The sequence below is a fragment of the Streptomyces pristinaespiralis genome (assembly GCF_001278075.1).
Lineage (GTDB): Bacteria > Actinomycetota > Actinomycetes > Streptomycetales > Streptomycetaceae > Streptomyces > Streptomyces pristinaespiralis.
Window position 1 is genome coordinate 3,219,161 of sequence record NZ_CP011340.1, and the last position, 12,845, is coordinate 3,232,005.

General features: G+C 71.5%; 13 protein-coding genes. 5 read left to right on the plus strand and 8 right to left on the minus strand.

Annotation, left to right across the window (positions count from 1 at the left end; genetic code table 11):
• Positions 1-6: 6 nt before the first annotated feature.
• From SPRI_RS13320 to SPRI_RS13335, 4 genes are all read right to left on the minus strand, one after another.
• Entirely contained in the window at positions 7-612 is a 606-nt protein-coding gene (locus SPRI_RS13320) for a MarC family protein (RefSeq protein ID WP_005312320.1), read from the minus strand.
• A gap of 103 nt (positions 613-715) precedes the next feature.
• Entirely contained in the window at positions 716-1,579 is an 864-nt protein-coding gene (locus tag SPRI_RS13325) for a PHP domain-containing protein (protein WP_005312322.1), read from the minus strand.
• 93 nt (positions 1,580-1,672) lie between these two features.
• A complete protein-coding gene (locus SPRI_RS13330) occupies positions 1,673-2,311 on the minus strand; it encodes a DUF6758 family protein (protein ID WP_005312325.1) in 639 nt (212 codons plus the stop codon).
• Between the two features lie 307 nt (positions 2,312-2,618).
• Entirely contained in the window at positions 2,619-3,215 is a 597-nt protein-coding gene (locus SPRI_RS13335) for a suppressor of fused domain protein (protein WP_005312328.1), read from the minus strand.
• A gap of 450 nt (positions 3,216-3,665) precedes the next feature.
• On the opposite strand from SPRI_RS13335, the gene SPRI_RS13340 reads away from it, so the two are divergent.
• A complete protein-coding gene (locus SPRI_RS13340; RefSeq protein WP_005312331.1) occupies positions 3,666-4,781 on the plus strand; it encodes a magnesium and cobalt transport protein CorA in 1,116 nt (371 codons plus the stop codon).
• Between the two features lie 28 nt (positions 4,782-4,809).
• Positions 4,810-5,322, plus strand: coding sequence for a hypothetical protein (locus SPRI_RS13345; protein ID WP_005312335.1), 513 nt, complete (start codon positions 4,810-4,812; stop codon positions 5,320-5,322).
• Between the two features lie 62 nt (positions 5,323-5,384).
• Here the strand turns inward: SPRI_RS13345 and SPRI_RS13350 are convergent, their stop codons facing one another.
• Positions 5,385-6,161, minus strand: coding sequence for a hypothetical protein (locus tag SPRI_RS13350; protein ID WP_005312337.1), 777 nt, complete (start codon positions 6,159-6,161; stop codon positions 5,385-5,387).
• 183 nt (positions 6,162-6,344) lie between these two features.
• On the opposite strand from SPRI_RS13350, the gene SPRI_RS13355 reads away from it, so the two are divergent.
• From SPRI_RS13355 to SPRI_RS13365, 3 genes are read left to right on the plus strand one after another with little or no spacing between them, the layout of a single operon-like run.
• Positions 6,345-7,607 carry a magnesium transporter MgtE N-terminal domain-containing protein gene (locus SPRI_RS13355; RefSeq protein ID WP_037773813.1) on the plus strand — a complete coding sequence of 421 codons (1,263 nt, stop codon included), beginning with the start codon at positions 6,345-6,347 and terminating at the stop codon, positions 7,605-7,607.
• On the plus strand, positions 7,600-8,193 hold the full coding sequence (locus tag SPRI_RS13360) for a DUF1003 domain-containing protein (RefSeq protein WP_005312340.1): 594 nt from the start codon (positions 7,600-7,602) through the stop codon (positions 8,191-8,193). The genes SPRI_RS13355 and SPRI_RS13360 overlap by 8 nt, the downstream gene beginning before the upstream one ends.
• 42 nt (positions 8,194-8,235) lie before the next feature.
• Positions 8,236-9,369, plus strand: coding sequence for an Mrp/NBP35 family ATP-binding protein (locus tag SPRI_RS13365; RefSeq protein WP_005312343.1), 1,134 nt, complete (start codon positions 8,236-8,238; stop codon positions 9,367-9,369).
• Between the two features lie 122 nt (positions 9,370-9,491).
• Here the strand turns inward: SPRI_RS13365 and SPRI_RS13370 are convergent, their stop codons facing one another.
• From SPRI_RS13370 to SPRI_RS13380, 3 genes are all read right to left on the minus strand, one after another.
• Positions 9,492-10,187: a hypothetical protein gene (locus SPRI_RS13370; RefSeq protein WP_037773815.1), complete on the minus strand. Its 696-nt coding sequence runs from the start codon at positions 10,185-10,187 to the stop codon at positions 9,492-9,494.
• Between the two features lie 118 nt (positions 10,188-10,305).
• On the minus strand, positions 10,306-10,758 hold the full coding sequence (locus tag SPRI_RS13375; RefSeq protein ID WP_005312348.1) for a sec-independent translocase: 453 nt from the start codon (positions 10,756-10,758) through the stop codon (positions 10,306-10,308).
• Positions 10,759-10,896: 138 nt separating this feature from the next.
• Positions 10,897-12,813 carry a S1C family serine protease gene (locus SPRI_RS13380; RefSeq protein WP_037773817.1) on the minus strand — a complete coding sequence of 639 codons (1,917 nt, stop codon included), beginning with the start codon at positions 12,811-12,813 and terminating at the stop codon, positions 10,897-10,899.
• Positions 12,814-12,845: the final 32 nt, after the last annotated feature.

The following is a 12,845-nucleotide window of genomic DNA, read 5'->3' on the forward strand; positions in this document are numbered from 1 at the left end:
GGCCGCTCAGGCGCCCTGGACGACCTGGGTGACGCCGTTGATGATCTGCTGCACGGCGATCGCGGAGAGCATCATGCCGGCGAGCCGGGTCACCAGGACCACGCCGCCGTCCTTGATCAGGCGGATGATCACCAGCGAGTAACGCATGGTCAGCCACAGCACCACATGCATGGCGACGATCGCCGCCCACACGGAGACCTGCTCGCCCGCTCCGTCCGCGTGCTGCACGGCGAGGATCACGGAGACTATGGCGCCGGGGCCCGCCAGCAGCGGCATGCCCAGCGGCACCAGCGCCACGTTGACGTCCTTGGTCTGCTTGGGCTCGTCGGTCTTGCCGGTGAGCAGGTCCAGAGCGATCAGCAGCAGGAGCAGCCCGCCGGCGATCATCAGCGCGGGGACGGAGACGTGCAGATAGTCGAGGATCTGCTGACCGAGGATGCCGAAGACGGTGATCACGCCGAAGGCGACGGCCACGGCCTGCCAGGCCATCCGGCGCTGCACCTTGGTGGCGCGCCCGGAGGTGAGGGCGAGGAAGATCGGCGTGATCCCGGGGGGATCCATGATGACGAAGAGGGTCAGGAACAGGGAGCCGAAAACGGCAGCGTCGAACACAGTGAGGGCCTTGCGGGAGAGGGTCGTACGAGTGGGCAGGCGGGGGTGAGGGCATGTCCTCGGTGGCGTGAGCCCGGTGACGTGGAGCCGGGGCGGGAATGCCCTAGGAAACGGCTCCGCCCGTGCCCGGCACCGGGAACGCCCCGGTGGCACGGCGGGTGATCTCGCCGTAGATCTCGGGATCGGTGGTGTATTCACCGAGCCGGCAGGTCTTGCGGCTGCCGTGGTAGTCGCTGGAGCCGGTCGTCAGCAGCCCGAGCTCCTGGGCGAGGCCGCGCAGCCGGGCGCGGGTCGCCTCGTCGTGGTCCATGTGGTCGACCTCGATGCCGTCGAGGCCGCACGCGGCGAGCTCCGCGACGGCGGCCTCCGGCACCACGCGACCGCGCTTCACGGCGAACGGGTGGGCGAGGACGGTGACCCCGCCGGCGGCCTTGACCAGGCGGATCGCCGTGAAGGGATCGAGCTCGTGCTTCTCCACGTACGCCCGGCCGCCGTCGGCCAGCCACAGGGGCGTGAAGGCGTCGGAGACGGAGGGCACCACGCCGAGCTCGACGAGGGCCTCGGCGATGTGGGGCCGGCCGACGGAGCCGTCCCCGGCGATACGGGCGACCTGCTCCCACTCGACGGGCACGCCGAGCTCCTGAAGCCTGCCGACCATCGCCCGGGCGCGCGGCACCCGGTCGTCGCGGACGAGCTCCCGCTCGCGCAGCAGGTCGGGCTCCTCGGGATCGAAGAGGTACGCCAGCATGTGGAGGCCGATGCCGTCGAGGCGGCAGGAGAGCTCGGCCCCGGTGACGAGAGTCACGCCGGCCGGGACGGCCGCGGCGGCCTCCGCGTGGCCGCGAGTGGTGTCGTGGTCGGTGAGGGCGACGACGTCCAGACCGGCGGCCGCCGCGTGGCGCACCAGCTCGGCCGGGGTGTCCGTGCCGTCCGAGGCCGTGGAGTGGGTGTGCAGGTCGATGCGCACGACGCGTGACTCCGGGGCTCGGGGCGGACAGGGACACCTCAGGATAACTGCCGCGGAAGCACGCCCTGCCGCACGAGTGAGCGAGACGAAGCCCTAGGACAGCAGTCGCGGCGACAGGGCCCCGCACGGCAGCAGCTCGACCTCCGCGCCCGCGTCCCGCAGGTCCGTGAGGACCAGCTCGTCGTACATCAGCAGCCCGGACTGCTCGGGCCAGACCACGGCCCACAGCCACAGGCCCCGCGCTTCGCCGGCGAACACCGCCCGGTCGTCCGGCACGCCCTTGACGTGCCACAGCGGGGTGGGCCGGCCGGCGGCGAGCACCTTGGCCTGCGGTGGTTTGTCGACGTCGATGTGCGGTCCCGGGTCGGGCCCGTCGATACCGGCGTAACGGGATCCGAGGCCGACGCCCAGCTCCTCGGCGATCAGCAGCAGCTCTCCGATGCCGCCGAGCGGCCCCGGGCCGGAACACGCGACGGCCGTGGCCCGGCCACCGCTGCGGTCGTCGCCCGCGTAGGCGACGCCGGTGTAGAGCCAGCCGACCGGAAGTGGCCAGGGCATCCACACGGGGACCTGCGCGCGGTGCACCACGACACCGAGGGCCTCGACACTGGGCGGGATCACCGGCTGCAGCGGGTGCACGGCGCCGTGCACATCGCACTGCCAGGAGTCGGCAAAGAGACCGGGCGCCCTCACCCGGCCACCGCACTTCGGGCAACTGGGTTCGCCCCTCATAAGGGTCAACGGTCCTCTCCGGTGGACGCCGCGTCAAGGACGATCACCCGTCCGGAGCGCGCCTCCGGGCCGGTGAGAATAGATGCAGGAATCACTTATCAGGCAATACGACGGCCGGCGGGCGCCGAACCTCCGGACCGGGAAGAAGTCCCCCGAGCGGAGCAACGACCGGCTCCACGTGGCGGCCGTGCTGGTGAGGGGGACGGAACGGGATGCGCAGAGGCGCGACCTGAAACCTCGTCACACGCCCGCGCTCTCGCCGATCCGCTTGAACGGCAGGGTGAATCCGCTTGAACCGCCGGGTGGTTCAGTCCAGCGTCACGGACCGGCGCAGCGGATCGCGCAGATCCGTCCCGTGCGTGAGCCAGCGTTCCTGGAGCTCCGCCGCACCGTGCACCCTCTTCCACGCCGCCTCGTTCGACGTCATCGGCAGCAGCGGGAGGAAGCGCACCGGGTCCATCGGGTCGCCCAGCTCCAGGTCCTCCACCAGCCCGCCCGGCTCCGCGACGAGCACCGAACTGAACGGCGCGGAGGGCCACAGCGCCTCCCCGACGTCGAGCGAGGCGCCCGGGGCCACGACCACGCCCTCCACCTGCGGGGACGCGGCCAGCACCGCGAGCGGACGCAGCACCTTGTCGGTGTCCGCGAGCCCGGCGCGCACGGTCAGCACCAGCTCCGCACGGGGGCCCTTCACCGGATCGGCGAGTGCCGCCGTGGGGTCGGTCATCGGGTGTGCGGACATGCCGAGTGTGGCGTAGCGCACGATGTCCTTGTCGCCGTCCCGGTCCCGGAAGCGCAGCACCTCGATGCGATCGGTGCCCAGGAAGGTCACCGCGGCGCGTGCGTCCGGTTCCCCCAGGGCGCTGCGGAGCCGGGCTTCGACAAGAGCGAGAACGTCTTCCATGTCGCGAGCATAAAACGCGTAAGGAGCGGGCAAACACAGGGATTGACCCGTAGTCGGCTGATAGGCTTGGCCGCTGGTCGGGACGGACACAGAAGTGTTGCCTTCAAGTCCCGACGACACGTCGTCCCTCACGGGGGACCGGCCGGAGGAGGTGAGGCTGCGGTGGATCGAAGTCGATCGTGCAGTACCAGCAGCTCTTCCGCACGGCACCGTTCCCTTCGCCGGTCCTGACCCGACGAACCGGACTCCGGTGTACTGAGGCCTTTCCCGCACGGGGCCCCACGGCATTTCGCACGACGGAAGAGCGCGAGCACTTCGTTTTTGCCTGTCTGTAGCGAACGCCGTCACCGCGCTCCCGCGGTGCCGCCCGCTTTGCGGACGTACGACTCACGTCCCCATTCCGGGCTGTGCCACGCCACCGCCGACGGCCTCTCCGTGAAGGAGCCAGCCATGTCGATGATCCGTGACCTGCGTGCAGCGGTCCGCCCCTCGCTGCGCAAGAGCAGCACCCCGTACAGCGGCTACGACACCACCCGTGACCCCTCCGCCTCCAGCGCCGTCGTCGACTGCGCCGTCTACCGTGACGGCCGGCGCCTCGAGAGCACCGCGTGCCTGACGCCCCATGAGGCGATGCTGCGGGTGCGGGAGGGCGGCGGCTTCGCCTGGATCGGCCTGCACGAGCCGACGGAGTCCGAATTCGCCGGTATCGCCGCGGAGTTCGGGCTCCACCCGTTGGCCGTCGAGGACGCGGTCCACGCCCACCAGCGGCCCAAGCTGGAGCGGTACGACGACACCCTGTTCACCGTCTTCAAGACGATCCACTACGTCGAGCACGCCGAGCTCACCGCCACCAGCGAGGTGGTGGAGACCGGCGAGGTGATGTGCTTCACCGGCCGGGACTTCGTCATCACGGTCCGGCACGGCGGCAAGGGATCGCTGCGCGCCCTGCGGCACGGTCTGCAGAAGGACGCGGAGCTGCTCGCCAAGGGCCCCTCCGCGGTGCTGCACGCCATCGCCGACCATGTCGTCGACGGCTACATCGCGGTCGCGGAGGCCGTGCAGGACGACATCGACGAGGTGGAGATCGACGTCTTCTCCGCGCCTGCCAAGGGCAGCCCGCGCGGTGGCGACGCCGGGCGGATCTATCAGCTCAAGCGCGAGGTGCTGGAGTTCAAGCGGGCCGTCTCCCCGCTGCTGCGTCCGATGCAGCTGCTGAGCGAGCGGCCCATGCGGCTCGTGGACCCCGACATCCAGAAGTACTTCCGCGACGTCGCCGACCACCTCGCACGGGTGCAGGAGGAGGTCATCGGCTTCGACGAGCTGCTGAACTCCATCCTCCAGGCCAACCTGGCCCAGGCGACCGTCGCCCAGAACGAGGACATGCGCAAGATCACCTCCTGGGCGGCGATCATCGCCGTCCCCACGGCGGTCTGCGGCATCTACGGCATGAACTTCGACCACATGCCGGAGCTGAAGTGGAAGTACGGCTATCCCCTGGTGCTCACGGGCATCGCGGTGGTCTGTTTCGCCATCCACCGCACGCTCAAGCGGAACGGCTGGCTGTAGTACGGGACCCGGTCGATAGGCTGCAGGCATGACATCGCATCTGCTCGGCCGGGCGCTCGTCGAGGAGGCCACGAAGAAGTCCGGCCTCATCTGGGTGCGCGGCGCCGGCCACACGCGTGCCCTGTGGCACGTCTGGCACGAGGGCGCCGCGTACATCGTCGGCGACGGGCCGGGCGAGCAGCCGCTGCCGGGTCTGGTGGACGGCGGGGACGCGGAGGTCACCGTCCGCAGCAAGGACAAGGGCGGCAGGCTCGTCGCCTGGTCGGCCCGCGTGAGCGAGCTCGCCCCGCACTCCGAGGCGTGGGAGGCCGCCGTCGGCGAGCTCAAGGGGAAGCGGCTGAACGCGCCGGACGCGGAGCGGATGGCCGAGCGCTGGGCGCGCGAATGCCGGGTGCTGCGCCTCGAACCGCGGGACGCGGTCACCGACCTGCCCGACGGCTCACTGGCGGCCGCGCCGCTGCCGACCGCCGCGACGACCCGCCGGGCTGCTCCGGCGGCCCTGCCGCGGCTCCTGCTGAAGCGGCGGGGGCGCCGCGGCTGATCCGCCCGCGCCGGCCGGAGCATGCTCCCTGACGGCCGGACCGCAGGCGCTCCGCCCGGAGGTCAGGAGCTCTGCTCGGAGGACTTCGGGAGCTGCTTGCCGTAGTCGACCGTCTCGCCCTTCGACGGTTCCGCCAGCGGGAAGTCCTTGTCCCAGTCGCCCAGTGTGAGCACCCCCGCGCCGCCGGCCCGGGTGAACTGGAGCGGATACGGCTTGCCCTCCAGCGACACGTCCAGCACACCGCCCCGGCCGCCCTCGCCCGCCGTGACCTTGATGGTGCGTACTCCGCCGACGCGGGTCCGGTCGCCCTTGCTGAGCTCGCCCTCCATCCCGAGCAGCCCGTCGAGCAGCACATCCATGTCGGTGAAGCCGCGGAACTGCTTGTACGAGGGGTCGCCCTTGGGGACCTTGACGTACTTGTCGGCCAGCTTCTTCGCCGCCTCGAGGTCCGATTCGCTCGGCTCCTTGTCCTCGTCACCGTCCGCGTGGCTCCAGAAGCCGGCGTCGGCCTTGAGGAAAAGGGTGTCGCCGATCCTCAGCAGCTCGAAGGCGTTCTCCTTGGACGTCAGCGAGCCGGTGCCACCGTCGTGCTTGAGGCGCATGTTCAGCTTGTAGGTGCCCCCCTTGCTCACGAGGGTGCCCGACAGACGTACGGACGCCGCCGCGTCGGCCGCCGTCCGCGCCTTGGTCTCGATCTCCTCCGCCGACAGCTTCCCGACCCCGTTGGTCCCCGCGTCCGGGTCCTCGCCGCACGCACCGAGGGCCATGGTCAGCCCGGCACACAGCACCGCGGAGAGCCCGGCGCGGCGCACTCGGCCGGCCGGCGGGAGGGGAGTCACAAGCGCACTGCCTCTCATCTGTGGGGAATGGCAGACCGCAGCGTACCCGTGCGGGATGCACGCGTAGCAGGCAGCCGTACGGCCGTCGGCCGGGAGCGGCCCGGATCGGTACCGGCTAGCCTGAAACGGTCCGGAACCAGCAATTTCGGCGCAGAAGTGACCGGCAGTGGAGGAGGGGCGGACATGGCGGCAGGCGCCCCGCGGGTCTTCGTCTCGCACCTCGCCGGCGTGCCCGTCTTCGACCCCAACGGCGACCAGGTGGGGCGCGTACGCGACCTGGTGGCGATGCTGCGCGTCGGCCGCCGCCCGCCGCGGCTGCTGGGCCTGGTGGTCGAGGTCATCAGCCGCCGCCGGATCTTCCTCCCCATGACCCGGGTGACGGGCATCGAGTCGGGCCAGGTCATCACCACCGGTGTGCTCAATGTGCGCCGCTTCGAGCAGCGTCCCACCGAGCGGCTGGTGCTCGGTGAACTGCTCGACCGCCGGGTCCGCCTGGTGGAGAGCGGCGAGGAGGTCACCGTCCTCGACGTGGCGATCCAGCAGCTACCCGCCCGCCGAGACTGGGAGATCGACAAGGTGTTCGTACGCAAGGGCAAGGGCGGGGCGCTGCGCCGCAAGGGCGAGACGCTGACCCTCGAGTGGTCCGCCGTCACCGGTTTCTCGCTCGAGGAGCACGGTCAGGGCGCGGAGAGCCTGCTGGCCACCTTCGAGCAGTTGCGTCCGGCCGACCTGGCCAATGTGCTGCACCATCTGTCGCCCAAGCGGCGTGCCGAGGTGGCCGCGGCGCTCGACGACGACCGCCTGGCCGATGTGCTGGAGGAGCTGCCCGACGACGACCAGGTGGAGATCCTCGGCAAGCTCAAGGAGGAACGGGCCGCCGACGTCCTGGAGGCCATGGACCCGGACGACGCCGCCGACCTGCTGTCCGAACTGCCGGAGGCGGACAAGGAACGGCTGCTGACGCTGATGCGGCCCGACGACGCGGCGGACGTGCGGCGGCTGATGGCGTACGAGGAGCGCACCGCGGGCGGACTGATGACGACGGAGCCGATCGTGCTGCGCCCCGACGCCACGGTGGCCGACGCCCTGGCCCGGGTGCGTCAGCAGGACCTGTCCCCCGCGCTCGCCGCGCAGGTGTACGTGTGCCGGCCGCCCGACGAGACCCCGACGGGGAAGTACCTGGGCACGGTGCACTTCCAGCGGCTGCTGCGGGACCCGCCGTTCGCGCTGGTCAGCTCGATCGTGGACAGCGACCTGCCACCGCTGTCGCCCGGCACCCCGCTGCGGACCGTCACCCAGCACCTCGCCGCCTACAACATGGTGGCGGCGCCGGTCGTCGACGAGAGCGGGTCGCTGCTGGGCGCCGTGACCGTCGACGACGTACTGGACCACCTGCTGCCCGACGACTGGCGCGAGACCGAGTTCGAAGAATCCGCCCATGGGTAGCGGCGAGACCGGGCCGCCCGACCGGTTCGAACAGCAGGGCCGTATGCCGGCCGGGGCGAGCGCCGCCCCGCGGACCCGGGTGCGGCTCGACCTGCCGCGGGCCCCGCGCCGCAGTCTGCTGCCCGACTACGACCCGGAGGCGTTCGGGCGTCTCTCGGAGAAGATCGCACGGTTCCTCGGGACGGGCCGGTTCCTCGTCTGGATGACCCTGACGATCATCGCCTGGGTGGTGTGGAACGTCAGCGCCCCCGCCCCGCTGCGCTTCGACGAGTACCCGTTCATCTTCCTGACCCTCGCGCTGTCGCTCCAGGCGTCGTACGCGGCGCCCCTGATCCTGCTGGCGCAGAACCGGCAGGACGACCGCGACCGGGTCAATCTGGAGCAGGACCGCAAGCAGAACGAGCGCTCGATCGCGGACACCGAGTATCTGACCCGGGAGATCGCGGCGCTGCGGATGGGCCTCGGCGAGGTGCCGACGCGGGACTGGATCCGCTCCGAGCTGGAGGATCTGGTCAGGGAGATGGACGAGCACCGGGTCCCTTCCCCGCACGAGCGCACCGGCGGTAGTGACGAAGACGACCGCTGACGGCCTTTCCGCAGGCGGTGGCCGGAGCCGTACCATCTCCGTATGGCTACACAAGACGCGGTGCTCGAGGCACTGGCGACGGTGAACGACCCCGAGATCAACCGACCGATCACCGACCTGGGCATGGTGAAGTCGGTCGACATCGGGGACGACGGCACGGTCGCCGTCACGGTGTACCTCACCGTCTCGGGCTGCCCGATGCGCGAGACGATCACCAAGAACGTGACCGAGGCGGTCGCCCGCGTCGACGGCGTCTCTCGGGTCGAGGTCACGCTGGACGTGATGAGCGACGAACAGCGCAAGGACCTCGCGGCGTCGCTGCGGGGCACCACCGCCGAGCGCGAGGTGCCGTTCGCCAAGCCGGGTTCGCTGACGCGGGTGTACGCGGTGGCGTCCGGAAAGGGCGGCGTCGGCAAGTCGTCCGTGACCGTGAACCTCGCGGCGGCCATGGCGGCGGACGGTCTGAAGGTCGGCGTCGTCGACGCGGACATCTACGGTCACAGCGTGCCGCGCATGCTGGGTGCGGACGGGCGTCCGACCCAGGTCGAGAACATGATCATGCCGCCGTCCGCGAACGGCGTGAAGGTCATCTCCATCGGTATGTTCACGCCGGGCAACGCGCCGGTGGTGTGGCGCGGCCCGATGCTCCACCGGGCGCTTCAGCAGTTCCTCGCCGACGTGTACTGGGGCGACCTGGACGTCCTGCTGCTCGACCTCCCGCCGGGTACGGGCGACATCGCGATCTCCGTCGCCCAGCTCGTCCCGAACGCGGAGATCCTCGTCGTCACCACTCCGCAGCAGGCGGCCGCCGAGGTGGCCGAGCGGGCCGGTTCCATCGCGGTGCAGACGCACCAGAAGATCGTGGGCGTCGTCGAGAACATGTCGGGCATGCCGTGCCCGCACTGCGACGAGATGGTCGACGTCTTCGGCAGCGGCGGCGGTCAGCGGGTCGCGGAGGGCCTGACGAAGACGACCGGCGCCACGGTGCCGGTGCTGGGCTCCATCCCGATCGACGTGCGGCTCCGCGAGGGCGGCGACGAGGGCAAGCCGGTCGTCATCACGGACCCGGACTCCCCCGCGGGTTCGGCGCTGCGCGCGATCGCGGACAAGCTCGGGGGCCGTCAGCGCGGTCTGTCCGGCATGTCGCTGGGCATCACCCCGCGCAACAAGTTCTGACCGGAGGGGCACTCGCCCCCACCGGCACCGAGGGCGCCGCTCGACCCGAGCGGCGCCCTCGCTGTCTCTTCGGGTCCGTGACCGCCCGGTCGCGCCCGTACGGGAGTCACCCCGCACACGGGTCAGCGCACGTACGCGGCCGGGTTGGCGACCACCGAGAACCCCAGGCCGTAGGCGCTCATCCCGCGCCCGTACGCGCCGATGTGGACTCCGGCCCCGGTCGTGCCGGCCAGCACCCAGCCGAACTCCGACTCGCGGTAGTGGAAGGACGTCGGTACCCCGTCGACCGGCAGCGAGAGGGTCGACCACTCGGGGCCGCTCAGATCGTCCGCGAGCTCGAAGGCGGTCTCCGTCTGCTGGTCGAGCCAGTCGTCACGCAGCGAGTGGTCGAGCTTCTCGGGCCAGGTGTGGGCCAGCAGGCCCGAGCCGGCCAGCCAGGCGGCCGAGGAGACGGTCGTGGCCTCCAGCACCCCCGTGCCGTCGCCGCTGCGTCTGACCGGGTTCGCCGCGACGGTCACCACGACGGCGAAACGCTCCTTCTCGGTGCCTGCCGTCTCGGACCGTATCGTCGGCTCGTCGCCGTGACCGATCGCCCCGTGCTGGACCGTCCCGTCGGCGGCGGTGCCCACCTGCATCAGGCGCCGGGGACCGGTGAAGGCCTCGTCCAGCGCGTACCAGGGGAAGGCGGCGTTCTTGAAGCCCTCCGCCGCACGCCGGGCAGCCGTGTCCCCCTGCGCCGTGCGGGATCTGTAGCCGCTCTGGTCCGGCGTTTCGCCCGCCGTCCCCTGCTGCTCCGTCACCCGGCTCGTCGTCGACATGTACCCGGCCGCCTCTCCGTCTTTCACACCTGCAGCGGACCCGCCCCCCTCGGGCGTCCTCACTGCCGGACAGATGGAGAATAGCCACCCTGTCCCCGCTCGCAGGGATTGACAGTGCTCAGGTGGCGTCTGCGTCGAAGGGCGGGCGGTCGTCGCGGGCGGGCGTCTCACCCTTCTTGAGCAGGTCGGGGCCGCCGGAGGAGGAACCGTTCACCGCGGCGGGCACGGACGTGTCCGACACACCCGAATGCTCCGTTCCGTTGACGGCGTCGGCGACCTCGTTGATCTCCTTCTTGAGGTCGAAGCTGCTGCGGAGCTCCTTGAGGTCCTCGTTCTCCGCGAGCTGCTTGCGGATGAACGCCTTCGGGTTCAGGTCCTCGAACTCGAAGTCCTTGAACTCGGGCCCGAGCTCGCTGCGGATGTCCTCCTTGGCGCTCTCGGAGAACGCGCGGACCTTCCGGATGAAGCGGCTGGCGTCCTGGATGACCTTCGGCAGCTTGTCGGGGCCGAAGATGAGCACGGCGAGCACCACGAGCGCCACCAGCTCCAGTGCGCCTATGTCATTGAACACCTTGCTGCTCCTCGTGTTCTCCGTGCTCGCTGCGTTCCTCGTGCCCGCCACGGTCCGCGGACCGGCCGGAATCCGGGTCCGGTCCACGGTACCCGGCGAAACTGTCGGCCCGGTACCTTCCGGGCAGCGCCGAGATGGTCATGAGCTGTCCGCGGAGCCGAGCACGAGCGTCACCGTCCGCTCGTCCCCGCCGCGACGCAGCGTCAGCTCCAGTTTGTCACCGGGGCGGTGTGCGCGGATCTTCACGATCAGCTCTTCTCCGCTGTGCACCCGCCGGCCGTCGACCTCGGTGATGACGTCACCGGGTTCGACGCCCGCCTTGTCCGCGGGACCGCCAGGTGTGACGGCGGGGGAGTCGTCCTGGCCCTTGTCACCGACGCGGGCCCCGTCCCCGGCGAACTTCATGTCGAGGCTGACCCCGATCACCGGGTGCGTGGCCTTACCGGTGTTGATCAGCTCCTCAGCGACGCGCTTGCCCTGGTTGATGGGGATCGCGAAGCCGAGTCCGATGGAGCCGGCCTGGGCCCCGTCGGCGCCCGCACCGGTGTCCGCGGCACGGATGGCGCTGTTGATCCCGATGACCCGGGCCTTGCCGTCCACGAGCGGGCCGCCCGAGTTGCCCGGGTTTATCGGTGCGTCGGTCTGCAGGGCGTCGACATAGCTGATGTCGCTGCCGTCACCCTTCTCGCCGCCGGCGGTGATCGGCCGCTCCTTGGCGCTGATGATTCCGGAGGTGACCGTGTTCTGGAGGTCGAACGGTGCGCCGATGGCGACGACGGGGTCACCGACCCGGACGTTGTCGGAGTTGCCCAGGGGCAGCGGCTTCAGGCCGCCGACACCGGTCACCTTGACGACGGCGAGGTCGTAGCCGCTGTCCTTGCCGACGAGGGTGGCCTTGGCCGTCTCACCGCCGCTGAAGGTGATCGAGATGTCACCGGAGGCGCCGGCCGGGTCGACGACGTGGTGGTTGGTGAGGATGTGGCCCTGCTCGTCGAGCACGAAGCCGGTTCCGGTGCCCTGTTCCGCGTCGCCGCTGACGTGCAGGGTGACGACGCTCGGCAGAGCGCTCGCGGCGATGCCGGCGACGCTGTCGGGTGCGCGGTCGGTGCTCTCGCGGCCGGCCTGCGGGAGCTCGATCCGGGTCACACCGCCGTTGCGCTCCACATACGCCCCTATGACTCCGCCGGTACCGCCCGCGAGGAGCGCGACGACGAGGGCTCCGACCAGCAGCGGGCCGCGCCGGCGCCTGCGGGGGGCGGCCGGCTCACCGTGGTGGGTGAGCGGCGCTCCCGGCGCGCTCCAGGGGTCGTAGCGGAGCCAGACGGAGGACAGCGGCTGCGGTCGCTCCGGAGCGGGAGGCGGACCGGCCAGGGTGGCCGCGGCGGGCGGCACCGTGGGGTCGGGCTGCGGATGCGGGTGCGGGTGCGAGGGCTGGGGGTGGTGCTGGTGCTGGTGCTGGTGGTCCGGGTGCGGGTGCGGCTGCTGCGCGTAGCCGGCGCTCGCGGTGCCGGCCGTCGCGTACTGGGCAGGCAGCGGCGTGCCGTGGGCAGGCGTCGCCACCGGGCGCTGCACAGGAGGGGCGGGCGCCCACGGCCCGGGGCCGCCGTACGGCGGGGTGCTGTAGGGATCAGGCTCGTGCAGCGGCTGGGGCCTCGGGGCCGTGGCGACGGATGCGGCGGGCGCTGCGGGCACTGTGGCGTCCACCGGCGCCGGCACGTCCACCGGCGCCTGGGCGGGGGCCTCGGCCGGCGCAGGGGCCGTCACCTCGGCAGCAGCCGGTACGGGCGCACCCGCGGGGGCCTCGGCCGGCGCAGGGGCCGCCGCCTCGGCGGGAGCCGGTACGGGCGCGTCAGCGGGCGCAGGGACCGTCGCCCGGTCCGGCTGTGCGTCCGCCCGGTCCGTGTCCGGTGCCGGTGATGCGTCCACCGATGAAGCGTCCCGGGCCCCGGGAGCCTCTTCCGGCACGGCTGCCTCCTGTTCGGAGGGGACCGCGCGCCCCTTGTCGGGGCGGCTCCACCACTTCGCCTTGGGTCCGGTGGGCTTCCCGTCGTCCATGCTCTCCCCGCAAACTGCCGGCCGCTGCGGCG